General features: G+C 69.7%; 25 protein-coding genes and 1 pseudogene. 15 read left to right on the top strand and 11 right to left on the bottom strand.

The annotated features are described in order from the left end of the window. Window positions 1-63: 63 nt before the first annotated feature. Together ACFT9I_RS11805 and ACFT9I_RS11800 are read right to left on the bottom strand one after the other, a co-directional pair. Window positions 64-1,194, bottom strand: coding sequence for an NAD(P)-dependent alcohol dehydrogenase (locus tag ACFT9I_RS11805; RefSeq protein WP_382563184.1), 1,131 nt, complete (start codon window positions 1,192-1,194; stop codon window positions 64-66). Further along, complete coding sequence (locus ACFT9I_RS11800; RefSeq protein WP_382563182.1) at window positions 1,182-2,018, bottom strand: MBL fold metallo-hydrolase; 837 nt, start codon at window positions 2,016-2,018, stop codon at window positions 1,182-1,184. The genes ACFT9I_RS11805 and ACFT9I_RS11800 overlap by 13 nt, the downstream gene beginning before the upstream one ends. 276 nt (window positions 2,019-2,294) lie before the next feature. On the opposite strand from ACFT9I_RS11800, the gene ACFT9I_RS11795 reads away from it, so the two are divergent. Continuing rightward, the gene (locus ACFT9I_RS11795) at window positions 2,295-3,263 is read left to right on the top strand and encodes an amidohydrolase family protein (protein WP_382563180.1); all 969 of its coding nucleotides are present in this window, start codon (window positions 2,295-2,297) and stop codon (window positions 3,261-3,263) included. 95 nt (window positions 3,264-3,358) lie between these two features. On the opposite strand, the gene ACFT9I_RS11790 is transcribed toward ACFT9I_RS11795, so the two are convergent. Next, complete coding sequence (locus ACFT9I_RS11790) at window positions 3,359-4,561, bottom strand: esterase-like activity of phytase family protein (protein ID WP_382563178.1); 1,203 nt, start codon at window positions 4,559-4,561, stop codon at window positions 3,359-3,361. Between the two features lie 169 nt (window positions 4,562-4,730). Then, window positions 4,731-6,743 (bottom strand): hypothetical protein, encoded by a 2,013-nt coding sequence (locus ACFT9I_RS11785; protein WP_382563176.1) that lies wholly within the window; start codon window positions 6,741-6,743, stop codon window positions 4,731-4,733. Between the two features lie 199 nt (window positions 6,744-6,942). Here ACFT9I_RS11785 and ACFT9I_RS11780 point away from each other — a divergent pair, with 199 nt between their 5' ends. The 5 genes from ACFT9I_RS11780 to ACFT9I_RS11760 all read left to right on the top strand — a co-directional run bounded on the left by ACFT9I_RS11780 (window position 6,943) and on the right by ACFT9I_RS11760 (window position 13,037). Beyond that, entirely contained in the window at window positions 6,943-8,289 is a 1,347-nt protein-coding gene (locus ACFT9I_RS11780; protein WP_382563174.1) for an ABC transporter substrate-binding protein, read from the top strand. Then, entirely contained in the window at window positions 8,286-9,215 is a 930-nt protein-coding gene (locus ACFT9I_RS11775) for a carbohydrate ABC transporter permease (RefSeq protein WP_382563172.1), read from the top strand. The genes ACFT9I_RS11780 and ACFT9I_RS11775 overlap by 4 nt, the downstream gene beginning before the upstream one ends. Before the next feature lie 104 nt (window positions 9,216-9,319). Continuing rightward, on the top strand, window positions 9,320-10,117 hold the full coding sequence (locus tag ACFT9I_RS11770; RefSeq protein ID WP_382563170.1) for a carbohydrate ABC transporter permease: 798 nt from the start codon (window positions 9,320-9,322) through the stop codon (window positions 10,115-10,117). 2 nt (window positions 10,118-10,119) lie between these two features. After that, complete coding sequence (locus ACFT9I_RS11765) at window positions 10,120-12,042, top strand: glycoside hydrolase family 36 protein (RefSeq protein ID WP_382563168.1); 1,923 nt, start codon at window positions 10,120-10,122, stop codon at window positions 12,040-12,042. Further along, window positions 12,039-13,037 (top strand): LacI family DNA-binding transcriptional regulator, encoded by a 999-nt coding sequence (locus ACFT9I_RS11760; protein ID WP_382563166.1) that lies wholly within the window; start codon window positions 12,039-12,041, stop codon window positions 13,035-13,037. Before ACFT9I_RS11765 ends, ACFT9I_RS11760 begins: the two co-directional genes overlap by 4 nt. A 1-nt stretch (window position 13,038) precedes the next feature. Here the strand turns inward: ACFT9I_RS11760 and ACFT9I_RS11755 are convergent, their stop codons facing one another. The 4 genes from ACFT9I_RS11755 to ACFT9I_RS11740 all read right to left on the bottom strand — a co-directional run bounded on the left by ACFT9I_RS11755 (window position 13,039) and on the right by ACFT9I_RS11740 (window position 16,350). Beyond that, entirely contained in the window at window positions 13,039-13,842 is an 804-nt protein-coding gene (locus ACFT9I_RS11755; protein WP_382563164.1) for an SDR family NAD(P)-dependent oxidoreductase, read from the bottom strand. 91 nt (window positions 13,843-13,933) lie between these two features. Further along, complete coding sequence (locus tag ACFT9I_RS11750) at window positions 13,934-14,140, bottom strand: ferredoxin (RefSeq protein ID WP_382563162.1); 207 nt, start codon at window positions 14,138-14,140, stop codon at window positions 13,934-13,936. Between the two features lie 11 nt (window positions 14,141-14,151). Continuing rightward, window positions 14,152-15,351: a cytochrome P450 gene (locus ACFT9I_RS11745; protein ID WP_382563160.1), complete on the bottom strand. Its 1,200-nt coding sequence runs from the start codon at window positions 15,349-15,351 to the stop codon at window positions 14,152-14,154. Window positions 15,352-15,435: 84 nt separating this feature from the next. After that, complete coding sequence (locus tag ACFT9I_RS11740; RefSeq protein ID WP_382563158.1) at window positions 15,436-16,350, bottom strand: alpha/beta hydrolase family esterase; 915 nt, start codon at window positions 16,348-16,350, stop codon at window positions 15,436-15,438. Between the two features lie 145 nt (window positions 16,351-16,495). On the opposite strand from ACFT9I_RS11740, the gene ACFT9I_RS11735 reads away from it, so the two are divergent. Continuing rightward, entirely contained in the window at window positions 16,496-17,110 is a 615-nt protein-coding gene (locus ACFT9I_RS11735) for a TetR/AcrR family transcriptional regulator (protein ID WP_382563156.1), read from the top strand. Window positions 17,111-17,173: 63 nt separating this feature from the next. On the opposite strand, the gene ACFT9I_RS11730 is transcribed toward ACFT9I_RS11735, so the two are convergent. Further along, window positions 17,174-17,764 (bottom strand): TetR/AcrR family transcriptional regulator, encoded by a 591-nt coding sequence (locus ACFT9I_RS11730; protein WP_382563154.1) that lies wholly within the window; start codon window positions 17,762-17,764, stop codon window positions 17,174-17,176. Window positions 17,765-17,845: 81 nt separating this feature from the next. Between ACFT9I_RS11730 and ACFT9I_RS11725 the strand changes: the two genes are divergently transcribed. Together ACFT9I_RS11725 and ACFT9I_RS11720 are read left to right on the top strand one after the other, a co-directional pair. Continuing rightward, window positions 17,846-18,742: an oxidoreductase gene (locus tag ACFT9I_RS11725; protein WP_382563152.1), complete on the top strand. Its 897-nt coding sequence runs from the start codon at window positions 17,846-17,848 to the stop codon at window positions 18,740-18,742. Between the two features lie 65 nt (window positions 18,743-18,807). Further along, window positions 18,808-19,599, top strand: a complete 792-nt coding sequence (locus tag ACFT9I_RS11720; RefSeq protein WP_382563151.1) for an SDR family NAD(P)-dependent oxidoreductase — start codon at window positions 18,808-18,810, stop codon at window positions 19,597-19,599. A 23-nt stretch (window positions 19,600-19,622) separates the two neighbouring features. Here ACFT9I_RS11720 and ACFT9I_RS11715 read toward each other — a convergent pair whose 3' ends face one another. Further along, window positions 19,623-20,561: a GlxA family transcriptional regulator gene (locus ACFT9I_RS11715; protein ID WP_382563149.1), complete on the bottom strand. Its 939-nt coding sequence runs from the start codon at window positions 20,559-20,561 to the stop codon at window positions 19,623-19,625. A gap of 245 nt (window positions 20,562-20,806) precedes the next feature. Between ACFT9I_RS11715 and ACFT9I_RS11710 the strand changes: the two genes are divergently transcribed. From ACFT9I_RS11710 to ACFT9I_RS11695, 4 genes are all read left to right on the top strand, one after another. Next, complete coding sequence (locus tag ACFT9I_RS11710) at window positions 20,807-21,508, top strand: DJ-1/PfpI family protein (RefSeq protein ID WP_382563147.1); 702 nt, start codon at window positions 20,807-20,809, stop codon at window positions 21,506-21,508. A gap of 122 nt (window positions 21,509-21,630) precedes the next feature. Then, window positions 21,631-21,810, top strand: a complete 180-nt coding sequence (locus ACFT9I_RS11705; protein WP_382563145.1) for a hypothetical protein — start codon at window positions 21,631-21,633, stop codon at window positions 21,808-21,810. Between the two features lie 377 nt (window positions 21,811-22,187). Next, window positions 22,188-23,171 (top strand): helix-turn-helix domain-containing protein, encoded by a 984-nt coding sequence (locus ACFT9I_RS11700; protein WP_382563143.1) that lies wholly within the window; start codon window positions 22,188-22,190, stop codon window positions 23,169-23,171. 171 nt (window positions 23,172-23,342) lie between these two features. Further along, a complete protein-coding gene (locus ACFT9I_RS11695; protein ID WP_382563141.1) occupies window positions 23,343-23,876 on the top strand; it encodes a hypothetical protein in 534 nt (177 codons plus the stop codon). Window positions 23,877-23,925: 49 nt separating this feature from the next. Here the strand turns inward: ACFT9I_RS11695 and ACFT9I_RS11690 are convergent. Continuing rightward, window positions 23,926-24,537: pseudogene (locus ACFT9I_RS11690) on the bottom strand (transposase); the annotation flags it as partial. Window positions 24,538-24,698: 161 nt separating this feature from the next. Here ACFT9I_RS11690 and ACFT9I_RS11685 point away from each other — a divergent pair. Both ACFT9I_RS11685 and ACFT9I_RS11680 read left to right on the top strand, forming a co-directional pair. Continuing rightward, window positions 24,699-25,661 carry an urea transporter gene (locus ACFT9I_RS11685; protein ID WP_382563140.1) on the top strand — a complete coding sequence of 321 codons (963 nt, stop codon included), beginning with the start codon at window positions 24,699-24,701 and terminating at the stop codon, window positions 25,659-25,661. 50 nt (window positions 25,662-25,711) lie between these two features. Further along, a complete protein-coding gene (locus ACFT9I_RS11680) occupies window positions 25,712-26,017 on the top strand; it encodes an urease subunit gamma (RefSeq protein WP_382563138.1) in 306 nt (101 codons plus the stop codon). Window positions 26,018-26,021: the final 4 nt, after the last annotated feature.

Below are 26,021 nucleotides of genomic sequence, written 5' to 3'. Positions count from 1 at the left end.
GTGTGCGGTGAAGGGGGGTGGGGAGGCACCGGCTCAATGGAGCAGGGCTCAGTGGAGGAGGGCTCAGTGGAGGAGCACCGCCTTGACGACCGCCCCGGAGCGCGCGTCGTCCACGGCCTTGCCGATGTCGTCCAGCGGATAGGTGCGGATCATGGCCTCCAGCGGGAAGCGGCCCCTGGCGTGCAGGTCGAGGACGCGGGGCACGAGTACCGCCGGGGCTTGATGCCCGACGATGGAACCGGTCACGGTCCGTCCTTCGAGAAGCGCGAAGGCGTTGGTACGCAGGTCGGCGCCGGCGGGGGCGACTCCGAGGATCGCCGCGCTCCCGAGGGGGGCGAGCGCGGCCACGGCCTGTGACATCACCTCGGGCACGCCCGTGGACTCCACGCTGAAGTCGACACCTCGGCCGCCGGTCAACTCCCGTATCCACGCGGCCCCGGTGCCGCCGGTGGTGTCGGTGCCGTCCGTGGTGTCGAACACATCGGTCGCCCCCAGCTGTACGGCGAGGTCGAGCCGCGACTGGTGGGTGTCGCTCACGATGATCCGTGCGGCGCCGGCCACCACGGCGGCCATGACCGCGCTGAGTCCCACGGCTCCGGCGCCGAAGACGGCCACCGTGCTGCCGGGCGGGACGCGCAGTACGTTCCAGACCGCTCCGGCGCCTGTGATGACTCCGCAGCCCAGCGGGGCGAGCACGTCGTCGGAGAGGGTGGGGTCGGCGACCTTGATGAGGCTGCTGGGGCGGCACAGTCCGTATCCGGCGAAGGACGACTGCCCGAAGAAGTGGTCGTGCACCGGCTCGCCCGACGCGTCGCGCAGTCCGACGGAGCCGTCGGCGCGTGCGGCGCCGAAGTTCAGCGGGAAGTGCTGCGGGCAGTAGGCGGGCAGCCCGTCCAGACAGTTGCGGCAGGTGCCGCAGAAGCTGAAGCTCGCCACCACGCGGTCACCGGGGGTGAACCCGGTGACCGCCCGGCCGACCGCCTCGACCACACCGGCGCCCTCGTGCCCGGCGACGACCGGGAACGGCGTCGGCATACGTCCGGCCGCCACCTCCAGATCCGTATGGCACAGGCCGGCCGCGGTGAAGCGCACCAGCACCTCGTCCGGCCGGGGATCCTCGACGGTCAGCTCTTCCAGCCGGAAGAGGTCGCCGCCGGCGCCCGGTCGGCACACCGCTGCTTTCACGCGGTCCATGGCAGGCCCTTCGATACGGAGTTCTCCGAGGAAACGCCGGAATCGCCGTGGAGAGTGACCGGTTCAAGACCGGGGAAGTGCGGTCCGACCAGCGGTGTACGGGTGGTGCGCAGCCGCTCCAGCCAGTGCCTGCGGGCGGCTTCCGCCTGCCGGGCGTCCCAGTCGAAGCCGCACCGCCAGTGCGGATGGTCCAGCGCCGCCGGGTGGTGGAAGAGATCGCCGACCAGGGCGAGGCTCTCGCCCCGCGACTCGATCAGCGCTATCGACGTGCCCGGCGTGTGGCCCGGTGCGTGGACCAGGCGCAGCCAGTCGAACGGCGACACGGAGTCCCCGTCCCAGAGCAGGGCGGCGTCACGGAGCGGGGCGACTTTGCGGCGTACGGCGTCGTCCGCGTCGCCGTCCACGTAGTGCTTCCAGTCCTCGGTGTGGATGTGGTGCCTGGCCCCGGGAAAGGTGGGGACGCCCCCGGTGGAGGCCCACCCGACGTGGTCGATGTGCAGATGGCTGAGCACGACGTCGGTCACGGAGGCGGGAGCGCAGTCCAGCTCCGCCAGCCGCAGCGGCAGGAGTTCACGTACGGGAGGCAGTTCACCGTCCGGCAGCAACTGCGGGTCGAGCCCGCCGCCGAGGTCGAAGACGACGCGGTTGCCGCGCCGGTCCATGGCGAGGAAGCCGCCGAAGGGGACTTGGAGCAGGCCCTGTTCGTCGACGGTGCCGGGCAGGTCCTGCCAGACGGAGGCGGGCACGTCGGGATAGAGCAGGCCGGGCGGCATCGGCACGACGCCGTCCGAGAGGGGGTGAACTGTCACATCGCCGATGCGCATGGAAGCCCTCCGGGGAGTGGTCCGCGGTCCCCCATGAGGCGGGGGCGGTGATTCGACCGTAGGCCTTAAAGAGTTACCCGTCAATTTAATCTGCACGCGATACGCCCGTCACATGAGCCCTGATAGTGCGGTTTATCGACCATCCCCGAGCGGGTGGGGCCTACGGCGAGGCGCGGACCGTGCGCATTAATTGACTGTAAACACTTTAATGTCTACCGTCGATGCAGAACGCAAGTGACCAGCACATCCACGCACCAGGAAGCAGAGGAGCACGCCGTGTCCGCTCGACGCGTCGATGTCCACACCCACGGCATCTCGGACGAAGCCGTCGCGGCCATCGTGGCCGGCGGCTACCAGCTGACCGGCGGCTATCGCATGTCGGTGCGGTGGACCCCGGACGCCGCACTCGCCTATATGGACCGGCAGGAGATCGCCGCCCAACTCCTGTCCATGCCGATGGCGTTCGCGGGCTCGGAGGACGCCCCCGAGTTCGGAAAGCGCCTGTCCCGGATCATCAACGACGGGCACGCCGAACTGATCGCCAAGCACCCTCAACGCTTCGGCGCCTTCGCCACACTCCCCGCGGACGGCCCCGACGAGGCCCTGGCGGAACTGGCGTACGCCCTGGACGAGTTGCGCCTCGACGGAGTGGTACTGACCTCGAACGTCCTGGGGCGCTACTTCGGCGACCCGTCGCTCGAACCCGTACTGGCCGAGCTGGCGCGACGGGGCACACCGGTCTTCGTGCACCCGGCGGACTGCCCGCACATCGACGTCCTGGGCTTCGGCCGGCCGAGTTCGGTGGTCGAGTTCCCCTTCGACACCGCGCGCACCATCACCAACGCCCTCTACACCGGGGTCTTCCAGCGCCATCCGGGGCTGCGCCTGATCCTGGCGCACTGCGGCGGGGCGCTGCCCACACTCGGCTGGCGGATCGACGAACACACCGTCATGGGCCGGGGGCCGGACGACGCCGACATCGACCCGGCCCATGTCGCCGAGGTACTGCGCGGGCTCTACTACGACACGGCGCTCGCCGGGAGCCGTAACTCACTGCTGCCGACCCTTGAGGTGACCGCGCCGGACCACATCCTCTTCGGCACCGACTGGCCGGCCGCCCCGGAGGCCACCGCCGTACGCAACATCGACAACCTCATGTCCTTCGACGGCTTCACGAAGGACGAACTGCGGGGCGTGGAGCGCGACAACGCGCTCGCTCTCTTCCCTCGGCTGGCCGGCGCCTGACGACGGGCGCGCGCGCCGACGCACCGAACGGGCTGAGACCCGAAGTCTCAGCCCGTTCAGGACACGTGCCGTTGCCCGTCGCCGTTACCGGCTTCTCAGCGGTCGCGGACGCCGAGCGCGACGATCTGGGTGACCGCGTCGTCGGCGAAGTTGTCGTCGCTGACCAGGACCAGCGTCCGCTCGCCGCCCGGCAGGGCCGGACCCCAGGTCATGCCCTCGGTGTTGTCGACCGTGGACAGGCCCAGGTCGCCGAAGTCCGCGACCAGTTTCTTGCGCATCGGTACGACCCGCTGCCCGGCCAGCGAGTCGATGTTCCGCACCTCGGTAGCACCGCGGGTCGTGGCGTCGTAGACGCGGATCTTGTAGCCCGAGCCCGCCACCCACGAACGTTCGAGTACGAGGTAGCGGCTGGGGTCCTCGGGGAACGCGAGGATCGAGGGCACGCCGGTGTCCGGGGGCCACGGGCTGGACGGGTCGGACTCGGCGAAGATCTTCTCCAGCGGGTAGGCGAACTGCCCCAGCACGGCGCCGTCCCGGCTCTGCTGGGTGACGCGGACCAGGGCGCCGCGCTCCAGGGTGGGGTCCGGGCCGTCCTGGAGCAGCGGACCTTCGACGGCGCTGGTCAGCACGCGGTCCTTGTCCCCGAACGTGATCGCCTCGACCGCCTTGTTCTGGCGCGGGCCCCGATCGCCCCTGGTGACCTCGTAGTTGGGCGGCAGCGGCAGTTGGCCGCGGTAGGCGCCGGAGCGGCCGGCGAACTGGATCGACGGCTGGATCACCGGGGCGCTCGCCGATCTCGGCCGGTCGCCCTCCTGCGCCCACCAGTAGCGGCAGCTCCGCGGATCCACCCGTACCTCTTCGGGGTCCACGACCTTGCCGTCGCCGGCGCTCGCCGGCGGGTAGACCGAGCCGTCCGGCTGGAGGAACGGGTGGGTGCCGGTGAAGTCGACGGAGTGCACCCCGGCGCCGTCCACCGCGATCCTCGCGGTGTAGAAGCGGGCGGGCTGCAGCACCGAGCGGTCGTCGCTGATCATGACGTACTCGTCCGTGCACGGATTGCGGTCGATGCCGGACAGCCCGCCAACGGTCGTGCCCTGGAAGGCGAGTTTGCGCGGAACGATCTTCTCGCCCAGCAACCGCGCCTTCGCCCCGATGGCGGCTTTCGTGCCGGCGGCGGGCTTCGCGGCGGTGCCGGACCTCGGGGTGGTGCCGTCCGACTGGGCCGCCACCGCGGGGGCCATCGTCGTGGCCAGCACCAGGGCGGCGGCACACGCGCGGCGGATCAAGGAGGATTTCATGTAAGCGATCTTGGCCCCGTACACGGACCGAGCGCAGTCACCCGTAAGCGTGATGAAGTCACGCAGCGGAGTGACGCGCCCGCGAGGGGCGGTGCGCCCGGCCCCTCGCCGACACCCCTCGCGGACCAACTCGGCGGACCAACTCGGCGGACCGACTCAGCGGACCGACTCAGCGGACCTCGACCGTCACGGTCCTCCCCCGGCCCACCGACACGGTGGCACAGGTGTACGTCACCCCGTCCACGACCTTGGTCCGCGCCTTCCGCGCCTGGCCGTTCACCTTCACCGTGGAGTACGAGCCGGGAAAGCGCGCCTCCCACGAATAGGCCGACCGGCCGGTCGAGTTGGTGAGGGTGGACTTCGTCGCCCCGTCGTGCCGCACCCCGAAGGTGTTGCCGCCGACGGCCAGATCGTCGATCTTCAGCCAGTCCATGCCCGAGGGCAGCCTCGACTCGGTCGTGAGGGTGTGCTCCGGCGCGTTCGGCGTGATGCCCATCAGGCCCTCCACCGTCTGGCCGAGCAGGGTGAAGGAGATCTCGGGATAGTCGCCGTTGGTGCCCTGCTTGGCGTTGACGTGCTGGATGTCCTTCTGGTCGTAGACGTAGGTCATCCACTTCCAGGCGGTGTCCTGACGGTTGTTCCGGAAGAAGGTGTCGGGCAGATACGAGATCGCCTCGATGTTGGCGGGCCTGCCCGCGCCCGACGCCTGCTCGTCGATGTAGTCGAGATACGCGTCGTTGCGGGCCCCCGGCTCAATGATCTTCTTCATCGGCATGAACCAGCTGTTCTCCTTGCCCCAGCCGGTCAGCGGCGCTCCGTCGGTGGTGTAGCCGCGCACCATGTCCGCGCCCGAACCCGTCCCGCTCCAGGTCGAGTTGAAGTACGTCTTGAGAGCCTTGGCCTTCTTGTCGTACGCGGTGGCCAGCGCGCGGTCGCCCTTGCCGCGGGCGAGTGAGGCCATCGCCAGATACGCCTGGTACTGGGAGCCGATCGCGTCGCCCGCCTCGGCCAGCGGCTCGTCGCTCTGCTCGTTGTAGCTGGCCGCGCCCTCGAAGATGCCCTTCCCGGTGCCCTCGGCGACCTGCACGGACCCGTTGTCCTTCAGGCCGTCGTGCAGATCGACGAACTCGTTCGTGGCGTGCCGGTAGAAGTTCCAGAGGGCCGGGTCGTCCACGTAGGCGCGGTCGCCGCTCCAGCGGTAGGCCTCGGCGGCCTTCTGTACGAGTTCGAAGGTGGCGGGCACCTCGCGTACGAAGTCGTCGGGTGCCTTGTAGTCGATGGACAGGTACGTCGTGGCATCGAAATTGAGCGCCCACACCGGGTAGTACTTGTGCTCGGCGGTGGCGGACTCGGCGTACGAGCGCAGCATCGCCTTGTTCTCGGCGCCGAGGCCCAGCACGCTCGCGCCCGCCAGTTGGTGGGCCATGTCGCGGGAGTAGTAGCCGCTGCGGTTGGCGTAGCCCGCCCAGTAGGACGGGGCGTAGACGCCGGAGCCGGTGCCGTGCAGGTTGTTCTCGTCCACGTTGAGCGGGCCCTCGGTGCCGGGCAGTTGGACCCAGCTGTTGGCCTTGCGCTTCGACCAGTCGAACATCTCGACGATCTTCGGGTCGGAGGAGCTGACGTGCGGGTCGGCGGGCGACGAGGGGGACACCATCAGGTCGTCGGCGTTGATCCAGCCGGCGCCGGACTCGAAGGCGATCTCCAGCCTGTCGCCCCGGTCGAGGGCGATCCGGCTGAGGGTGTGGCGGCGGTAGGAGGAGGCGCCGGGCAGGGTCCTGGACGCGACCTCGGTGCCGTTGACGCGTGCGACGTACCGGCCGCCCGGTCCGCCCGTCGCGATCCAGGCCGATATGTCGTACGTCCCGCGTCCGTCGGCCGTCACCGTCTGGGAAACCTTCTTGTCCGCTCCCGCCCCCGCCCCGGCCCCCGCCCTCGCGTCGAGGTAGAGGAGCCGCGAGCCGCCGTGCGGGTTGTTGGTGGCGATGCCCGTGCCTGCGGTGAACTCCCAGCCCTCGGCGCCCAGTTCGAGGCCGGGGTTGGCGATCTCCAGCAGGGCGGGAGGTTCGGCCGGCGACGGGCCCGCTTCGGCGGCGGGAGTGGCCGAGGCCTGCCCCAGGGTGAGCGGCGTCAGCGACGCCAGCAGGGCGAGCGCGGACAGAAGCGACAGGCGGGCAGGTCTCATCGGCTGAACTCCCGGTCTTCGTTGACGTGGCGGGCGGCACGCTAGCAATGGCTGCTGAAGACTTGCAATGAATCTGACGTAGCGGATTGTTCGACTCGACAGAAAGTTTTCATCGCACCATTGCAAGTCGAGCGATCGTCTTGCTAGCGTCCGGGCCTGTCAGCTTCCTCAACGGTGTGTGAGCAGGGGTGGGCCAGCCATGGACATGGAACGTCGCAGAGTGCTGCGAATAGGCGGCGCGCTGGCCGCCGGTGCCGGTCTCACCGGCCTGACCGCCTGCTCGGGCTCGGGTGACACCGGCGCCACGGGATCCGCCGGTGCCAAGGACAAGGGCGCGATCACGGTGTGGAGTTGGCAGGGGCCCGCCGCGCAGCTGAAGGCGCTGGTCCCGGAGTTCAACAAGAAGTTCCCGGGCATCGAGGTCACCGTCCAGGACATCGGCAACCCGGCGATCTGGGACAAGATCACCACCGCGATGGGGGCCGGCGGCAGCGGCCTCGCCGATGTCCTGCACATCGGCGTCGACTACCTCCCGGGCTACGTCGAGAAGTTCCCGGGCGGCCTGGCGGACCTGGGCAAGCTGGGCGCCGACACCTACAAGGACGCCTTCGCGCAGGGCCTGTGGGAGACCGTCTCCGGCAAGGACGGCAAGGTCAGCGCCCTGCCCTGGGAGGCCAACTCGGCCGGCTTCTACTACCGCGCCGACATCTTCGAGGAGGCCGGGGTCGACGCCGACGCCCTGGGTACCTGGGACGACGCCATCGAGGCCGGGAAGAAGATCAAGGCGAAGACCGGCACCCATCTGCTGGGCATCGACAAGCCCGCCTCCGAGGCGGACGCGGCCAACTTCTTCCAGTTGCTGCTCCAGCTCCAGGGGAAGTTCTACTTCGACTCCGCAGGGGACATCACCCTCGACTCCCCCGAGGCCGTCCGGGCCATGACGATCATCAAGACGATGAACGACGCGGGCCTGGTCAGCGATCTGGCCGGCGGCTGGACGGCGCTGGAGACCTCGATCAAGAAGGGCACCGCCGCCGTGCTGCCCTGGCCCACCTGGTTCGGCGGGGTCATCGAGGACCTGGTGCCCGAGGAGTCCGGCAAGTGGAAGGTCCGCCTTCCGCCGGCCGTACGCCAGGGCGGCACCAACGCCGCCACCGTCAACTCCACCCACCTCGCCGTCGCGGGCAGCAGCAAGAACCAGGCCGCCGCCTGGACCTTCATCGAGTACGTACTGACGCGCCCCGCCTCGCAGGTCAGGATCTACAAAAACCAGGGCATCGCGCCCGCCCTGATGAAGGCGTACGAGGACGAGGTCTTCCACGCCCCCTCGACGTTCTTCAGCGGCCAGAAGAAGGGCGAGATCTTCTACGAGGCCCTGCGCGCCCCGTCACCGGCCTTCAACTACACGGCCGACTACGCCCGCGCGCTCAAGGTCGTCACCGACGCCCAGACCAAGGTGCTGCTCAGGGGCGCGGACCCGGCCGCGGTACTGAAGGCCGCCGCCGACCAACTGGCCAAGCAGACCGGGCGCAAGGTCGTGCGATGACCGCCACGCTCACCGAGGTGGACAAGGGCCGCCCGACCGCCGGTCCTCCGAGGGCCGCGCGCCGTACGTGGCAGGGGCGGCGACTCGCCCCGTACCTCTTCGTACTCCCGGCGGTCGCGCTGTTCGCGACGTTCAAGCTGTACCCCATCGGCTGGTCCTTCGTCCTCAGCCTCCACAAGACGGTCGACGGGGTCGACACCTTCGTCGGCGCCGACAACTACACCCGGCTGCTGGACGATCCGCTCTTCTGGACCGCGCTGAAGAACACCGCGATCATCCTCGTCGTCCAGGTCCCCCTGATGCTGGCGCTCGCCACCGGGCTCGCCGTCGCCCTCAACTCGACGCTGCTGCACGGACGTTCCGTCTTCCGGCTGGGCTTCTTCATGCCCATGGTCACCGGCCTGGTGGCGTACGGAATCATCTTCTCCGTGCTCCTCAACAAGGAGTACGGGCTGGTCAACTGGCTGCTCTCCGGGATCGGCCTCGACGCCGTACCGTGGCTGACCGACCCGCTGTGGGCGAAGCTCTCCCTCGGTCTCGCGCTGACCTGGCACTACACCGGTTACAACGCGGTGATCCTGCTGGCCAGGCTCCAGACGATCCCCGGTGAGCTGTACGACGCCGCGTCCGTCGACGGGGCCGGGGCGTGGGCGTCCTTCCGGCATGTGACGCTGCCGGGGCTGCGGCCGGCGCTCCTGCTCACCACGGTGCTGTCCACGATCGGCACCCTCCAGATCTTCGACGAGCCCTACATCCTCACCGGCGGCGGGCCCGACAACGCCACCCTCACCATCGGTGTGTACCTGTACCAGAACGCCTTCACCTACTTCGACTTCGGCTACGCGTCGGCCATCGCCTACGCGCTCGCCGTACTGATCGGAATCCTCGGCGTGATCCAGTTCCGCGTGCTGGGAGACAAGTCGTGACGACGACCGCGCCGAAGACAGCCGGAGCAGCCGGATCAGCCGGATCAGCCGGATCAGCCGGAGCGGCCCGCGCGGCCAGAAACCGGACCTGCGGCAGAAGCATCATGCTGACCTCCGCGCTCGCGATCGTCCTCGCCGCCGTCGCGATCCCCTTCTACTGGCTGATGATCGCCGCCACCCACAGCTCCGACGACATCTTCGACAGCCCGCCGCCCCTGCTGCCCGGCGGACACCTCGGGGACAACCTCTCCACACTCCAGGAGTCCGCGCAGTTCGGCCGGGTCGTCCTCAACTCCCTGCTGATCGCCACGATTTACACGGTGTGCGCGGCGGCGGTCTGCACACTGGCCGGCTACGCCTTCGCCAAGTACCGCTTCAAGGGCCGCGAGGCGCTGTTCGGGCTCCTCATGCTCGGCCTCGTCATCCCCAGCCAGGTCACCCTCGTCCCGCTGTTCAAGATGATGGCGCAGTTCCAGTGGCTGGACACCTACCAGGCCGTGATCATGCCCAACCTCGCGCTGCCCTTCGGGATCTTCCTGATGCGCCAGTCGATGGCGGCGCTGCCCGACGAACTCCTCGACTCGGGCCGGATGGACGGCTGCGGTGAACTGCGGCTCTTCTGGAAAGTGGTCCTCCCGCCGATGAAGCCCGGCCTCGCGGCGCTGGCGATCTTCCTCTTCCTCTACCAGTGGAACGACTTCGTCTGGCCGCTGATCGTGCTGCGGGACGGCGCGTCCTTCACCATCCCCGTCGCCCTCGCCTCCCTGCAGGGGATCGACAACACGGACTACGGCGCGATCCTCGCCGGTACGTCCGTCGCCGCGATCCCCATGGCCATCGTCTTTCTGGCGCTGCAGCGCCACTTCGTCTCCGGCCTCCTCGCCGGCGCCGTGAAGGAGTAAGTGTGCAGTCCGCCCAGCCCCTCCAGTCCGTCCCGACCTCCGGTTCGCGGGAGCCCCTGACCCGGCCCGTCCGCACGGTGCGGGACGCCGGGGCCGTCACCACCGCCGAGCTGGCGCCCGCGCCGTACCGGCCGCTCCTCGACGACGTACGGATCGCCGTCCTCACCCGGGACGCCGAGGGCCCGGACGCACACGGCCGGGACGTCCACGGCCCCGACGCCCACGGCCCGTCCGGCCCGGACCCCACCTGGGAGCTGACCGAACTCCCGGACGGCCTGCGGATGTTGTCCGTACGCGCCGACGGCGCACCGGTCGAGATCCGGCTCTCCGTGCCCCTCGGCGACGCCGCCGGATACTGGCATCCGGACGGCGGCTGGCGGCGTACCCTGCTCGCCGACTGGGCGGGCCGGACGCGGGTGTCACTCGTCAGCGGACACGCCGCGGGCTGTCTGTACGACCACGAGGGCGCCACCATGCTGGCCTTCGCGGCAGCCGATCCGGTGCCGGAGCTGGCGCTGCGGTTCGGGGTCTCCGAGGAGCACGACACCCATGTCGTCCATCTCAGCCTGCCCGCCTCGGACGAGGCGCACCGGCTGCTGTTCGTGCCGAGGGCCGCATCGGTGGCGACCGCGATGCGGGCCCTGCGGGGCTGGTTCGCCGCCGAGATCACCCCGATGCCCGTGCCCGACTCGGCCCGTACGCCCGTGTATTCAACCTGGTACGCCTTCAACCAGGACGTCGACGCCGAGTCCGTCGAGACCCAGGCCGCGCTCGCGGCCGAACTCGGCTGCGGGGTACTGATCCTCGACGACGGCTGGCAGGAACTGGGCAGCGGACGCGGTTACGCGGGGTGCGGCGACTGGCGGCCGGACCGCGCCAAGTTCCCCGACTTCGCCGGCCATGTGGCCCGCGTCCGGGCCGGCGGGCTGCGCTACATGGTGTGGCTCGCGCCGCTGCTGCTCGGCCCGAACGCCGACTGCTTCGACCGGTGGGCGCCCCACGCGCCCGCGCCCGGCAGCACACCCGGCGCCTATGTCCTGGACCCGCGCGTGCCCGAAGTCCGGCGCCACGTCGTCCAGTTGTGCACGCGTGTCGTCGCCGACCACGGACTCGACGGACTCAAGATCGACTTTCTCGACGAGGCCATGGTGTACGCGGCCGGTGGCGGCCACCCCTGCCCGGACACGGCCGACACACCCGACGTGGGCGTGGCCATGACCGCGCTGCTCACCGAAGTCCGGGCGGCCCTGCAGGAGTTGCGCCCCGATCTGCTCATCGAGCTGCGCCAGCCGTACACCGGACCCGGCATGGCTCCCTTCGGCAACATGCTGCGCTCCTTCGACTGCCCGGCCGACGCCACGGCCAACCGGGTCCGCACCCTGGACACCTCACTGCTCGCCGTCGGCGGCGCCGTCCAGTCCGACATGCTGATGTGGCACCGGGACGCCCCCGTCGAGGCCGCCGCCCGGCAGTTGATCGGCGCCCTGCACTCGGTGCCGCAGATCTCCGTGCGCCTCGACCGGATCTCCGGCGAGCAGCGCGCGTCGGTGGCCTTCTGGCTCGCCGAGTGGCGCCGGCTGCGCGGCACGCTGCTGGACGGGACGGTCGAGCCGGGACGCCCCGACGATCTCTACACACTCGTGGACGCGACCGGCGACGGGATACGTGTCGTGGACGTGCACAGCACGCGTGTCGTGCCCGTGGATCTGTCGGCGTACGGCGAGTTGGTCCTGGTCAACGGCGCGCCGGCGGACCAACTCCGGTTGGAGAACACCGGCCCGCGCGTCGCCGTGGAACTGACCGTCCATCACGCCTCCGGCCGTATGATCGACCGGAGCCGGACGAGCCTCGCGACCGGCCCGCACACTCTGCCGGTCCCTCGGATGGGACTGGCCAAACTCCACATCACGGAAGGCGCGGGATGAAGGTCGGGATCACCGAGATCGCAGCCCGTGCCCAGGTCAGCGAGGCGACCGTCAGCCGGGTGATCAACCGGCGGCAGGGTGTCGCGAAGAAGACCAGGGACGCGGTCGAGCAGGCCATGGCCGAGCTGGGCTACGAGCGGCCCACCCAGGGCCAACTGGTCGCGGTCGTCACGGAGTTCGTGTCCAACCCGTTCTTCGCCGACGTCGCCGAGCGGCTGGAGTCGGCCCTCGCGCCGCACGGGCTGAAGACCGTCCTGTGCCCGGCCTTCCCCGGTGGAGTGCAGGAGCGTGAGTTCATCACCGCGCTGGCGGACAAGGGGGTGGCGGCCGTGGTCTTCCTGTCGGCGTCCAACACCGTCGAGGGCGCGGACACGGAGACGTACGAAATACTGCGCGCCCGGCGCATCCCCTACGTCGGGATCAACGGTGTCTTCGCGGACGGCGTCCCGGCCCCGGTCTACTCCACCGACGACAGGCTCGCCGCCGAGCTGGCCGTCGACCACCTCTACCGCCTCGGCCACCGCAACATCGGCATGGCGTCGGGCCCGGCCGGCAACCACCCCGCCGACCAGCGCGTCCAGGGCTTCCTCAGTTCCATGGCCAAGCGCGGCATCGAGAATCCCGGGCGCTGGGTGATCCGGCAGTCGTACACGGTCGAGGGCGGCCAGGCGGCGGCCGGGGCGCTGCTCCAGCTCGGCGCCACGGCGATCGTCGCCGCCAGCGACTACATGGCGCTCGGCGCGATCCGCGGCATCCGGCGGCTGGGGCGCTCGGTGCCGGACGATGTCTCGGTGGTGGGCTACGACGGCTCGATGATCACGGAGTTCACCGACCCGCCGCTCACCACGGTCCGCCAGCCCGCGTCCGGGCTCGCCCTGGAGGTCGGCCGGGGGGTGCTGGCCCTGGTCAGCAACCGCGACGTACCGACGGGCGAGCTGCTGTTCGACCCCGAACTGGTCATCCGGTCGACCACGGCCCCGGTGCGCGAGGGGTAGCTCAGCCTGTCGTGGACGCGGTCGCGCGTCCCTTCATCGTCCGGGTCGCCATGGTGAGGAGCACCGACGCCGGCAGACGGGCGACGACCCGGGCGAAGAAGGCGTTGAGCGGGCCGTCGACCACGGAGGTCTTCCGCGTGCTGAGCGCTTTGAGTGCCGTGTCGACCACGTGCTCAGGGGTCCGCTTCTTTCCCAGTGGGGAGTCCCGGCCGCTCATCATGGGGGTTTCGGTCGGTCCGGGGCACAGGGCGAGTATCCGTACACCGGTGCCGGCGTTCTCGGCGCTCACGGCTTGTGTGAACGACAGGACGCAGGCCTTGCTCGCACCGTACGCGGCCATGTAGGGAGCCGGTCCGAACGCCGCCGTGCTGGCGACGTTGATGATCACCCCGTCACCTTGAGCGGTCATCGCGGGCAGGAACCGGACCGTGTTCTCCAGGACGGTCCTGACGTTGAGGTCGATGAGAGCGGCCAGTTTCGGTACGGGGAGTTCCGTAGCCGGTCCGAGGAAATCAAGACCCGCGTTGTTGACGAGGATGTCCACGGAGATGCCGAGCTGGGTGGTGCGCCGGAAAAGCTGATCCGACGCGTCGGGCGCGGAGAGGTCGAGCTTCTCGGTGACCACATCGACTCGGTGGGTGGTTCGCAGTGACTCGGCCAGTGCGTCAAGCCTGTCGAGGGACCGTGCGACGAGTACGAGGTTCGCGCCTCGCGCGGCAAGCTGTCGCGCGAACTCCTCACCTATGCCGCTCGATGCCCCGGTGATGAGCGCGGTCCGACCGGAGACGGAAGGCACGTTGCGCATGACAGCTCCTCAGATGATCTCGGCCTGAGATGATTCCGGCCTGGCCGGTGGTCCGTATTCGGCGCTTCGAGGTCGGCGGGTACATCGCTGATCACGAGGCCGTCCGCTGCCGGACCCGGATGGCGGCGGCCGGGCAGAGGTCGGCGGCCTCGCGCACATTCGTCAGCTCGGTCTCCGGTGGTGTGTCCTGGAGAAGGACCACGACGCCGTCGGCGTCACGCTGGTCGAACACGTCCGGTGCCGTCAGCACGCACTGGCCGCTGCCGACGCACTTCTCCTCGTCGATGACGACGTTCATCGCAGGTCCTCTCACCAGGAGATGGGCAGGGCGCGCAGCGCGTAGACCGAGGAGTTGACCCGGAACCGCAGGTCCGCCTCGGGAACCGCCAGCCGCAGTCCGGGAAAGCGCCGCAGGAGCGCGGGGATGGCGATCCGCAGTTCCAGCCGGGCGAGTTGCTGGCCGAGACACTGATGGCGCCCGTGCCCGAACGCCAGATGGGGCAACGGCTTACGCCGCACATCCAACTCGGGCGCATCGCCCACGAGTTGGGGATCCCAGTTCGCGGCCAACGCGGAGACGACGACGTACTGCCCGGCCCTGACGCGGTGGTCGCCGACCGCGACGTCCTCGGTCGCTTTCCGCACCAGGGGCGAGGCGATGCTGAGCTGCCGCAACAGCTCCTCCACCGCCGAACCGGTCACCCCGTCGTCGTCGCGGACCAGGGCGTGCTGCTCGGGATGGCGCAGCAACGCCAAGGTGCTGAGCGCGATCATGTTCGAGGTCGTCTCGTGCCCGGCGATCAGCAACAGGATGCTGATGCCGATCAGTTCGTCGTCGGTCAGCTCGTCCCCGCGCTCGCGGATCAGGTTCCCGAGCAGGCTGTCGTCGGGGTCGGCACGGCGGGCGCCGACGATTCCGGCGACGTAGGCGCGGAATTCGGTTACGGCGTCGACCGCCCGCTCGGTACTTCCACGGCCTTCGAGGATGCTCTCGGTGCGCTGCTGGAACTCCGCGCGTTCCGCGTACGGCACGCCGAGCAGAGCGCAGATCACCTGGGAGGGCACCGGGAAGGCGAAGTCGGTGACCAGGTCGGCGCCCGGTCCGGCCTTGGCCAACTCGTCCAGCTGGGCGGTGACGATCTCTTCGACCTGCGGCCGGAGTAGCTGAACGCGTCTGACGGTGAACGCGCCGGTGAGCATACGGCGCAGCCGGGCATGTTCCGGGCCGTTGTAGTTGAGGAGGAATCCGGGCTGGTTGGCCAGAGTTCGCGGCTGGTCGGGGTCGAACGCGAAACCCGTCCGGAACCGTTCGTCGGCGAGTACCTGCCGTACGTCGGCGTAACGGGTGATGGCGAGGGCGTCGAACTCGGCGCCCGGTCCGAAGGCCAGGTGGACGGTGGGCAGGTCGTCCACGGTGTCGCGGATCGCGGCCAGTTCCACGTCGGGCGCGAACGGGCAGCGCAGATCGCGCCGGTCGGTCACCAAAGCGGCGGCTTCTTGTCGAGTCACAACGCACTCCTTCGCGGAATGTTCGGATGTTGCTCGGTGCTGCTCGGGTGTCGCTCGGTGCTGATCGGCGCCGGTCGGTGCTGTTCAGGCGTGCTCGGCGTGTGCCGTCAGGCCGAAGAATTCGCTGATGGCTCGGGCGGTGTCGAGGGTGTGGTCGGTACGGCCCATGAGGAGGCGGGTGGCGGGAGCGGGGCGGCCCTTCTCCGGCACCGGGATCGTGTGGCCGCCTTCGTGCACGGTGTAGAGGGTCACCGGCGGGTGGCCCGGCCGGCGGTAGTCGGTTCGTTCGACCCGCGTCGGGCCCGCCCCGGCCGTCGTGTCCAGAGCCGTGGTGGTCGCGGCGGCGGTGATGCCGTTACGGCGCGCGTAGTAGGCGGCGGTGTCCTGGGCGGACAGGCCCATGCCCCGGGGGCTGATCCGGAACATCTTGGCCATCCCTCCCTCGTAAGGGGTGATGGGGTCCTTGGTTCCGTGAACGAACATGACGGGGACCGGTCGCTCCTGCGGGGACTCCGGGGCGAATTCCTCGGGGACGCTCTGCGTCGCGGAGAGGACGGCCGCTCCGGCCAGGGCGGACGGCGTCTCGTGGATCAGGCGCATCACCAGTTGCCCGCCGTTGGAGAAGCCGACGGCGTAGACCCGGGAGTCGTCGCCTCCGTAGCTCCGCACCATGAGGTCGATGGCGGCCCGGACGAAGGCGACATCGTCCACGCCGTCGGCCCGGGCTGCCGAGGTATTCCTGATCCGGGCGTCGTTCCAGTGCTTCTTGTAGCCGTCGAGGTACGCGACGACACTGCCGGACTCCACCCCGATGTGGTCGAAGGTGTTCGCGGTCATTGAGCGGATCGCGGCGGCGGTCTGCATGGAGCCGTGCAGGACGAGCACCACGGGGACCTTGCCCGCGTTCGGCTGCGGGTGGCGCACGACGGTCAGTGTGCGGCGCCGGCCCGCCACGTCCAGCGACTCGGGCGAAACGACGGCCTCGGGCACCGTACTCATCGAAGATCCCGTCCTTCAGAGGGTGGCGTGGGCGAGGGCTCGCCCCGCGCCTGTGTTTCCACTGTAATCACAACCGGATCAGATATCCGAATCGATGAGTAATCCGAATGGAGGGTTCATCCGCCTCGCGGGTAGTATCTGCCCCATGACGGACACGGCCTCCCCTCAGCAGCCCGCACCGCAGCCCGTGCTGCGCAAGGACGCCGCGCGCAACCGCCGGCGCATCATGGACGCCGCGCGGTCCTTGGCGCGGGCGGGGAACCCGGTCCAGCTCAACGCCGTCGCGCAGGCGGCGGACGTCGGCGTCGGCACCGTCTACCGGCACTTTCCGACACCGGAAACCCTGCTTGAGGCCCTGGCCACCGATCAGTTCACCGCGCTGATCGAACAGGCCGAGCAGGCGGCCGCGGCGGCCGACCCCCACCAGGCGCTGCGCACCTTCCTCAGGTCAGCCCTCACCGCCTACCTGCAGGACGACGCCTTCGCCGCCGCGGCGACCGACCCGAATCCGGCGACGCCGGACATGCGCCATCTGCGTCACCGGCTCCAGGAGAAGACCCACAACCTCCTCGCGCGGTCGGCCGCCGACGAAGCGCTGCGCCCGTCCCTCGACGCCGCCGACATGATGCTCCTGCTGTGCGGCATCGGATTCGCCATACGTCACGCTCCCGACCGCGACGATCCCGGCCTGACCGATCGCTACCTCAACGCCCTGCTCGACGGGGCCCTTCACCCACCGGGTCGAGGTTCGTCGAGCTGAGGCTCGTTGGGTCGAGGTTCGTCGAGCTGAGGCTCATCGGGTCGAGGCTCGTCGAGCTCAGGCTCATCGGGGCCGCAGGCCGCGCATGAGGTCTTCGACGATCGCGTCCACCGCGCCAGGGCCCGCACTCACCGGAACCACCTCGCTCGCCGCGAGAGCGGCGAAGCCGTGGAGCGTGGAGAACATCAGCAGTTCGATCCGCGCCGGATCGTCAGGACGGATCTCGCCGGCGCGCTGACCCTCGGTGATCACCTCGAAGATCAGAGCACCGAGCCGTTGCGCGGCGGCCCGCATTTCCTCCGAGGCGTCCGGGTCGTGCTTGCCGGCGAACATCACGTCGTGCAGTTCCGGCTCGCCCACCGAGAAGTCGACGTAGGTCCTGGCCAGCGCGGTGATCCGAGCACCGAAGGTGTCACAGGCGCTGCCCACACGTTCCAGTTCGGCGAGCAGTCGGTTCATTCCGGTCAGCGCGAGCGCGTCCAGCAGCGCCCGCTTGTCCCGGAAGTGCCGGCTCGGCGCGGCGTGGCTGACCCCGATGTCACGGGCCAGCTCACGCAACGACAGCGCGTCGACGCCCTTCTCGCGCAGCGTCTGTTCGGCGCGGGCCAGCAGGGCGGCGCGCAGGTCTCCGTGGTGGTAACGACGATCGGGCATGTCAATGAGCATATCCGCATGTAGTCACTGTCACCATTGTTGTCATTGACATCATTGTTGCCGGTGCCTACATTGGGTGTCATGGGTACTTGGAACGTGACCGACATCCCGGACCTGACCGGCCGCACGGCGATCGTCACCGGCGCCAACAGCGGGCTGGGCATCGCCACGACCGCCGCGCTCGCGCGGGCCGGTGCGCACGTGGTGCTGGCTGTGCGCGATCCCGTACGCGGTCAGGCCGCGGCGCGGACCGTCCGGGGAAGCACCGAGGTGTTGCGGCTCGACCTCGCCGACCTCTCATCGGTGCGCGAGTTCGCCGGATCCTGGGACGGCCCGGTGGATCTGCTGATCAACAACGCCGGGGTGATGGCTGTCCCGGAGAGCCGGACGAAGGACGGCTTCGAGACGCAGCTCGGTACCAACCACTTGGGCCACTTCGCGCTGACCAACCTGCTGCTGCCGCATGTCACCGGGCGCGTGGTGAACGTGTCCTCCGGAGCACACCGGTTCAGCAAGGGAATCCGCTTCGACAATCCGAACCTCGACGGCGAGTACACCCCCAACCGCGCCTACTCCCAGTCCAAACTGGCCAACCTGCTGTTCACCCTGGAGCTCCAGCGCCGGCTCACCGACGCCGGCTCTCCCGTACGCGCGCTTGCGGCACACCCCGGACTGGCCGCCACGAATCTTCAGGACCACAACGCCAGCCGTCTGGTTCGTGTGCTCATCGCGATCGCCAACCGGTCTGTCGCACAGGACAGCACGGCAGGCTCCCTGCCCACGCTGTACGCGGCCACCCAGGACCTTCCCGGTGCGAGCTATCTGGGTCCCGACGGCCTCCGCGAGATGCGCGGCGGCCCGACGCTGGTGGGCCGGACGACGGCGGCCAGCGATCCGGAGGCGGCGCGGCGGCTATGGGCGATGTCCGAGCAGCTGACCGAGGTCGCGTTCCCGAGCGACATCACAGCGCGGGGATGAGCCGGCGCCTGGCGGGCGTCCGCCCACCTGTCGCACCGAACCCGACCGCATTGTGAGGAGCCATCATGTACGACCCGTCCGCCATCTCCGGCCGAACAGCCCTGATCACCGGGGCGTCCTCCGGCATCGGCGAGGAGTTCGCCCGTCAACTCGCGGCGCGCGGCGCGAACCTGGTCCTCGTGGCACGGTCGATCGACAAGCTCGACGCCCTGGCCGCCTCGCTTCGCGCCGAGCATCGTGTCGACGTGTTCACCGAGGGAATCGACCTGTCCACGGCCGACGCGCCGGAACGGCTTTTCGGACGCGTCACCGAACTCGGCCTCTCCGTCGACCTCCTCGTGAACAACGCGGGCTTCAGCTCCCTGGGACCGGTCGCGGACATGGACCCGGAACAAGCGGGCCCGGTCGTCAACCTCAACGTCAAGACGGTTCTGGAGAACACCGTCCGCTTTCTGCCCGGCATGGTTTCCCGGGGCGGCGGGGTGATCATCAATATCGCGGGCACCGGTGCGTTCCAACCCGCCCCGTACATGGCGGCACGCACCGCGAGCGCGGCTTTCGTCCTGTCGTTCACCCAGGCCGTGAGTGCTGAGAACGCCGACACCGGCGTCCGCGTGTTCGCTCTGTGCCCCGGGCTGACGGACACACCCATGACGAGTGGTCAGAACTACCCGGGCACGATGCGTACCCCTGAGCAGGTGGTCAACACCGCGCTCAAGGCGCTCAGTTCACGAAAGGCCTCCGTCGTGGACGGCCGGCTCAACACCGTCATGGCCCGGGTCGGCTCCCGCCTGCCCGAGCCGCTGCTTCTCTCCATGGCGAGCCGCGTCATGAAGAGGACCACGGCCACGTCGTAGTGGGAATGCGGGCGGGGCCCCGCCTACTGAAAGGCGTTCCGGTAGGTCTGCGGGCTCACGCCGGTGATCCGCTTGAAGCGGTCGCGGAATGTGGTGGGCGAGCCGAAGCCGACCTGCCCGGCGATCCGGTCGACCGGGTGTGCCGTGGTTTCGAGCAGGAACTGCGCCTGGCGGACCCGGGCGCGGTGCAGCCACTGCAGGGGTGTGGTCCCGGTCTGTTCGCGGAAGCGGCGCAGCAGTGTGCGTGTGCTCATCCCGCTGTGCCGGGCGATCTCCTCCAAGGACACGTCGCGCGCGGCGTTCTCCTCCAGCCAGCGCAGCACCGGTTCCAGCACCGAACCCTGGGGGGTCGGCGGTTGCTCGTGAACGATGAACTGGGCCTGGCCGCCCTCGCGTTCCAGCGGCATCACGGACAGGCGGGCGGCGTCGGCGGCGACGGCCGAGCCGTGGTCGCGGCGGATCAGGTGCAGGCACAGGTCCAGGCCGGCGGCGGCACCGGCCGAGGTGAGGATCTGCCCGTTGTCGACGTAGAGCACGTCCGGGTCGACCTCGACCGCCGGGTACCGCTCGGCGAGTTCCGCGGCGGCCGCCCAGTGCGTGGTCGCACGCAGGCCGTCGAGCAGCCCGGCGGCGGCGAGGGTGAATGTCCCACTGCAGATCGACGCGATCCGGGTCCCCGCGGCGGCCGCCGTACGCAACGCGGCCAGGACCTCGTCCGGGACCGGGGTCGTCAGGACGGAGCGGCCCGGCACGATGATCGTGTCGGCGCCGGCGAGCGCGTCCAGGTTCCAGGGCGCGTCGATACGGAACAGCCCGGCGTCCACCGGGGAGTCGGCCGCGCAGACACGGACGCGGTAGCCGGGACGCCCACTCGGGAGGCGAACCCGGCCGAACACCTCCAGCGGGGTGCCCAGATCGAACGGAACGACCTGGTCGAGAGCGAGTACGGCCACCGTATGCATGGCAATAACGTACGGCACCACGGGCGGGCCGCCAATGCCTCACAGGTGATCTGAACTGCGGGAATGCTGACTGGCGATAACCCGGTGAACCCTGGCATTAATGCCACTGTCCGGGTGGCCGACTGATCGTTAACGTCGGTGTCGTGCCACCCGGTCCCCCAGGGCCACCAGCACTTTTCCGACCACTCACAAGGCCCTGCGACGCCTGCTCCGGCCTACTCCACCCACAACGCAGAGGAATCATGATGACCACTCCGGACCGCCCGAAGGTCGCGATGCTGCTGTATCCCGGGCTCACCCTGCTCGACCTGATCGCACCGCACGCCGCGTTCGCGCCCACGACGGAGGTCCACCTCGTGTGGAAGACGACCGTCCCGGTGACGTCAGACTCCGGCGTGGTCGTCCACCCGACGACCACTTTCGCCGACTGCCCGGCCGACCTCGACGTCCTGTTCGTCCCCGGCGGCCAGGACCAGGCACCGGTCGCGGCGGACGAAGAGGTACGGGAGTTCCTCGCCGACCGCGGCGCGCGAGCCCGGTACGTCACCTCTGTCTGCGGTGGCTCGCTGATCCTGGGCGCGGCCGGACTGCTGCGCGGCTACCGGGCGACCACGCACTGGAGCGGTATCGACGTACTGGCCCTGTTCGACGCGGAGTACGCCGAAGGCCGGGTCGTCGTCGACCGCAACCGGATCACCGGCGGAGGCGTCACCGCGGGCCTCGACTTCGCCCTTGTCGTACTCGCGCAACTGCTGGGCGAGGACACCGCCAAGATGACCCAGCTGATGCTCGAATACGCCCCGGCCCCGCCCTTCGACGCCGGCACCCCGGAGACGGCGGGCCCGGAACTCACCGCCATGGCACGCGCCGGCAGCGAAGCGGTGAACAGGGCCATGACCACGGTGGCCAAGGAACTGGCGGGCAAGGGCTGGGGCGGAGACGCCTGACGATCCGTCAGGGGGCTTTCGACGGCGGCGCCCTGGGTGCGGACCGGATTGAGCCCGCCCAGGGCGCAAGCGCACAGCAGGTAGGCGAGCTCGACGGGCCGGCCCTCGCCGCCCCGCTGCGCTTGCTGCGCCTCGTCCTCGACGTCTACGGCGCCGAGCTGACCGCCGGCACCGCGGCCTCCGAAGCCCGCGACGAGTTCCTCGGGCTCCTGGAGAACTGCACACCGCCCGCCACGGCGCCGACCTGCCCGGCGACGGCCGTGCTTGACCCTGTCAGGTCCAACAGCCCTAACCGTCGCTGAGCCGGCCGTCTTCTGCCGTCTGCCGAGGGAGGCCGACCGGATCAAGGCCTTCGCCCTTCTCCTGGCGGACTCGGACGCTGCCGACCTCGCCGAACGGGCACTACGGCTGGGACTGCGCGTGGTGTCAGCATCCACGCTCGCAACGGACGTCCTCACGGACAACACCGCGTACGAGAAGGACCTCGAGACCTGAGCGGCGGCCCTCGCCGGCTCTCGCTCCGGGCGGTGTCCCCCGTATCCCAGGTCACATCAGCCATTACTGGGCCCGGCCCGGCCATGTTGCGGCAGACGGCTGCCCGCCGGTCGCAACGGGTGCCGACACTGGGAAGGTGACTGAGCGCCACATACACGGTAGGCGCACGGCAGACGGGGGGCCGATGGCGTTCACGGAGTTCGACACGGCGGAGTTACCGGCGGAGTACCGGTTCGACTGGTGGCGCGAGGTGGTCGCCCGGGGGGTGGCGCCGACCCGGATCACCACCGACCACGCCGCAGACTTCGCGGGCAGCGCGGGGTTGCTGAACCTGGGGCGGCTCCAGTTCACCACGATGTCCTTCCCCGGGCTCCGGTCGGAGCGGACCGCCGGGCTCATACGCCGCGCAGACCCGGAGACGTACGAGCTGACGCTGATCCTGGCCGGAGCGATGCGGGTGGGCCAGGGGCGCAACGAGACCCGGCTGTTCGCGGGTGACTTCGCGATGTGGACGTCGTCGCGCCCCTACAGCGGCCAGGCCGAGAGCGGGCCCGTGATCGGGGACTCGCGGGCGATCATCCTGCACCTGCCGCGCGCGCTGGTGCCACTGCCCGAGGCGAAGGTCGACCGGCTGCTCGCCGTCGGCATCCCGGCCAGGTCGGGGACGGGCCGGGTGCTGGCCCAGTTCCTCAGCTCCGTGGTTCAGGAGGCGCCCGTGCTGGACGCGACCGAACGGGAGCGGCTCGGCGGGACGAGCCTCGACCTGGCGACGGGGTTCCTCGCCCACCACCTCGACGCCCAGGAGTACCTGCCGCCGGAGGCGCGGCACGAGATGTTGCTGGCCCGGGTCGACAGGTTCGTCCGGGACAACCTGTCGGACACCCGGCTCACCCCCCATGCCGTCGCCGCGCAGCACCACATCTCCGTACGGCTCCTGCACCAGCTCTTCCGTGGCCGCGACGAGACCGTGGCGGCCACCATCCGCCGCCTGCGGCTCGAACGCTGCCGCGCGGACCTCGCCGACCCCCGGCTGCGTGCTCTGCCCGTGCAGGACATCGGCGCGCGGTGGGGCCTGGTCAACGCCGCCACGTTCAGCCGTCTGTTCCGCACCACCTACGGGGTGACGCCCGGTGAGTACCAGCGCGCGGAACTCGGCCGGCCCGCGTGATGCGGACTGCGCCGCCTGTGAAAGAACGCTGCGCTTCCTGCTAATGACTCGATCCGTCGTACACAGCAAGGTTGTGGTCAACGTGGAACGCGACCTCAACCAGGGGGCAACACAGTGACGGTGCAAGGAAAAGCGAGATCCAGCGCGGCCGGAAGGATCGTCGTCGCGTTGATGGTGACGTTCTTCGCGTCCGTGGCCACGACCGGTGCGGCCGGCGCTTCCGCCGACCGTGGCCGGCCTGACTTCTCGGCGCAGGCACAAGGGCTGGGACTGACCAGTTCCCAGGCCGAGACCCTCCAGGCCAGGGCCGACGGCTATCTGGGGAGAACGGGCGGCACCCAGGTCGCCGTCAACAAGATCGAGTTGCAGGCCGGAGCAGTCCTGCTCCTCTCCCTGCCCGGGGAGAAGTACGCGCGCGATCTCGCCGGGAAACCCGGTGCACGGACCGCCACCTACTGCCCGTACGACTGGATGTGCGCGTACGCGGGGACGGGCTACTCGGGTGACCAGATCAATATGTACTACTGCAATCTTCGCTACGGCATTCCTTGGTACGGCGACGGGTCCTGGCACAACAACCAGTCGGCGGGGACACGGGCGGAGTTCTTCGACACCAACGGCAATCTCGGCTGGACCTCGCCCGGCGCGGAGAGCTGGGACGATGTGGCCCCCTGGGGGTGGGTCGGCTCGATCAGCCCCTGCTAGATGAATCAGTCCAAGGGATGGCCTGCGGACCTGGGGGGTGTCTTGTCGATCATTGGTCGAGCCGGATGAGGGTGCTGGCGAGGGTGATGGCGGCGAGGTAGCGGTCGGGGCGTTTGTCGTAGCGGGTGGCGATGCCCCGCCATTGTTTGAGGCGGTGGAAGCAGCGTTCGACGACGTTGCGGCGCCGGTAGACGGCCTTGTCGAACTGGCAGGGCCGTTCACGGCGGCATGCTCTGCCGGCGAGTTGGTCCGAGCGTTCGGGGATCGTGGCTTTGATGCCTCGCCGGCGGAGGTAGGCCCGGAAGGTACGGGCGGAGTAGCCCTTGTCCGCGAGGACGTGGTCGGGCCGGGTCCGGGGGCGTCCCGGGCCCGGAGCGGGAGCGTCCGAGTCCGCACTCTTCGAGCCTCCTTTGGCCGCGGTGTGCTGGTGGGCCCGCACGATGGTGGAATCGATCGCGACCAGCCGGTCCACCTCCGCCCGGCTCCGGGCTGCGGCCAGGAGGCGGTCGAAAGTGCCGTCGGCGGCCCAGCGGGCGAAACGCCCGTGCACGGTCTGCCATGGCCCGAACCGCTCGGGCAGGTCCCTCCGGGGCAGGCCCGTGCGGAACTTGAACTTCCGAAACGCGCCCCAGGTCCCGTCCGTCGGGTCGAGCGGCGTGACGTTACCCGCCGCCGCGGTCGGTCCCGACCCGAACGGCGCAAGGAAGCCCCACGCAGCGCGAAAAACAGCTCATCACATGCATTGATGGCGATATGCGGTTTTCTGCCTTCTCCATGCCGTGATCAGAGCGGGCCTTCTCTGCCGAGCTGTTGGAGCCCCCCTTGTCCATCGCCGAGCCGGGCGTCGTCCGGACCCTCGAGAGCCGGCAGCCGACCGCGTATCTCCTCGCGTCGGTGCGCGGCTTTGGGCAGGTGGACCTCCAGGCGAGCATCTGGACGGGCGCGTTCATCCTCGCCGGGCTGTGGGTGGCGGGCTGGCGGATCGGCCTCTTCGCCACCCTCGGCACCCTCTTCGCGACGGCGAGCGCCTACGCACTGGGCGTCGACCGGTCCGGCATCGCCCTCGGCATCCAGGGTTACTGCGGCTGTCTCACCGGCATCGCGCTCGTCACGTCGCTGGGGCACCATCCGGCGACGTACGTGCTCACGGTCGTCGGCGCGATCATGTGCACGCTGCTGATGGCCGCGCTGACCACACTGCTCACGCCCTACGGACTCACCGCGCTCACCGCACCGTTCTGCCTGGTCTCCGGCGTGATGGTGCTCGGCGCACCGTCCTTCGACCGGATCTGGCACGGCGCGCCGAAGGCCGTGTCCAGCGCCACCCGCGGGGACACCGGCATCTCCTGGGACGACCTGTGGCACGCCTTCTTCAGCAACGTGTCGCAGATCTTCCTGGTGGACACCTGGTACGTCGGACTCATCATGCTCGTCGGCCTGGCCTTCGCCGGGGTGCGCGTCGTGCTGTACGCGGCGGCCGGCAGCGTCGTCGGGATCGTCGCCGCCTGGGCGCTCGGCGCACCCACCGCGCTGATCGCCGACGGCATCTACGGATACAACGCCGTCCTCGTCGCCATCGCCGTCGGCGCGGTCTTCCTCACCGGCACGGTGTGGAACGGCGCGTACGCCCTCTTCGGAGCCGCGGCCACCACCGGCCTGACGGCCGCACTGACCTCGTTCTTCACCACCTTCGGCGGCCACACCTTCACCTGGCCGTTCATTCTCACGACCTGGGTGCTCATGGCGGCCGTCCCGCTGCTGCCACGCCTCAGCAGAACCGGCTGACCACCAGCCACCCCGCCCCTCCCCTCCCCTCCCCGAGGAAGGAACCGACGATGAACCTCGCACCGCGCGAGATCGACAAACTGCTGGTGTACGTCGTGGCCGACCTGGCCCGCAAACGCCGCAGCCGAGGCCTCAAACTCAACTACAGCGAGTCCGTCGCGCTGATCAGCGAGGCGATCCTGGAAGCCGCCCGTGACGGCAGGAGCGTCGCCGACTGCATGGAACTCGGCCGTCAGATCGTCGGCGAGGACGACACCATGCCGGGCGTACGGGACATGCTCGGGCTGCTCCAGATCGAGGCGTCCTTCGTGGACGGCACCAAGCTGGTGTCCTGCCACGACCCCATCGGCGGCTGAGCCC

Origin of the sequence: Streptomyces sp. NPDC057137, assembly GCF_042670825.1 — a bacterium.
Lineage (GTDB): Bacteria > Actinomycetota > Actinomycetes > Streptomycetales > Streptomycetaceae > Streptomyces.
The sequence above is the reverse complement of the archived record's forward strand: the minus strand, read 5'-3'. Positions and strand labels throughout refer to the sequence as shown.

Coding starts and splice junctions, on each gene's coding strand:
- ACFT9I_RS11805 (WP_382563184.1), bottom strand. CDS start 1,194: ATGGACCGCGTGAAAGCAGCGGTGTGCCGACCGGGCGCCGGCGGCGAC.
- ACFT9I_RS11800 (WP_382563182.1), bottom strand. CDS start 2,018: ATGCGCATCGGCGATGTGACAGTTCACCCCCTCTCGGACGGCGTCGTG.
- ACFT9I_RS11790 (WP_382563178.1), bottom strand. CDS start 4,561: ATGAAATCCTCCTTGATCCGCCGCGCGTGTGCCGCCGCCCTGGTGCTG.
- ACFT9I_RS11785 (WP_382563176.1), bottom strand. CDS start 6,743: ATGAGACCTGCCCGCCTGTCGCTTCTGTCCGCGCTCGCCCTGCTGGCG.
- ACFT9I_RS11780 (WP_382563174.1), top strand. CDS start 6,943: ATGGACATGGAACGTCGCAGAGTGCTGCGAATAGGCGGCGCGCTGGCC.
- ACFT9I_RS11775 (WP_382563172.1), top strand. CDS start 8,286: ATGACCGCCACGCTCACCGAGGTGGACAAGGGCCGCCCGACCGCCGGT.
- ACFT9I_RS11770 (WP_382563170.1), top strand. CDS start 9,320: ATGCTGACCTCCGCGCTCGCGATCGTCCTCGCCGCCGTCGCGATCCCC.
- ACFT9I_RS11760 (WP_382563166.1), top strand. CDS start 12,039: ATGAAGGTCGGGATCACCGAGATCGCAGCCCGTGCCCAGGTCAGCGAG.
- ACFT9I_RS11755 (WP_382563164.1), bottom strand. CDS start 13,842: ATGCGCAACGTGCCTTCCGTCTCCGGTCGGACCGCGCTCATCACCGGG.
- ACFT9I_RS11750 (WP_382563162.1), bottom strand. CDS start 14,140: ATGAACGTCGTCATCGACGAGGAGAAGTGCGTCGGCAGCGGCCAGTGC.
- ACFT9I_RS11740 (WP_382563158.1), bottom strand. CDS start 16,350: ATGAGTACGGTGCCCGAGGCCGTCGTTTCGCCCGAGTCGCTGGACGTG.
- ACFT9I_RS11735 (WP_382563156.1), top strand. CDS start 16,496: ATGACGGACACGGCCTCCCCTCAGCAGCCCGCACCGCAGCCCGTGCTG.
- ACFT9I_RS11730 (WP_382563154.1), bottom strand. CDS start 17,764: ATGCCCGATCGTCGTTACCACCACGGAGACCTGCGCGCCGCCCTGCTG.
- ACFT9I_RS11725 (WP_382563152.1), top strand. CDS start 17,846: ATGGGTACTTGGAACGTGACCGACATCCCGGACCTGACCGGCCGCACG.
- ACFT9I_RS11720 (WP_382563151.1), top strand. CDS start 18,808: ATGTACGACCCGTCCGCCATCTCCGGCCGAACAGCCCTGATCACCGGG.
- ACFT9I_RS11715 (WP_382563149.1), bottom strand. CDS start 20,561: ATGCATACGGTGGCCGTACTCGCTCTCGACCAGGTCGTTCCGTTCGAT.
- ACFT9I_RS11710 (WP_382563147.1), top strand. CDS start 20,807: ATGACCACTCCGGACCGCCCGAAGGTCGCGATGCTGCTGTATCCCGGG.
- ACFT9I_RS11700 (WP_382563143.1), top strand. CDS start 22,188: ATGGCGTTCACGGAGTTCGACACGGCGGAGTTACCGGCGGAGTACCGG.
- ACFT9I_RS11695 (WP_382563141.1), top strand. CDS start 23,343: ATGGTGACGTTCTTCGCGTCCGTGGCCACGACCGGTGCGGCCGGCGCT.
- ACFT9I_RS11680 (WP_382563138.1), top strand. CDS start 25,712: ATGAACCTCGCACCGCGCGAGATCGACAAACTGCTGGTGTACGTCGTG.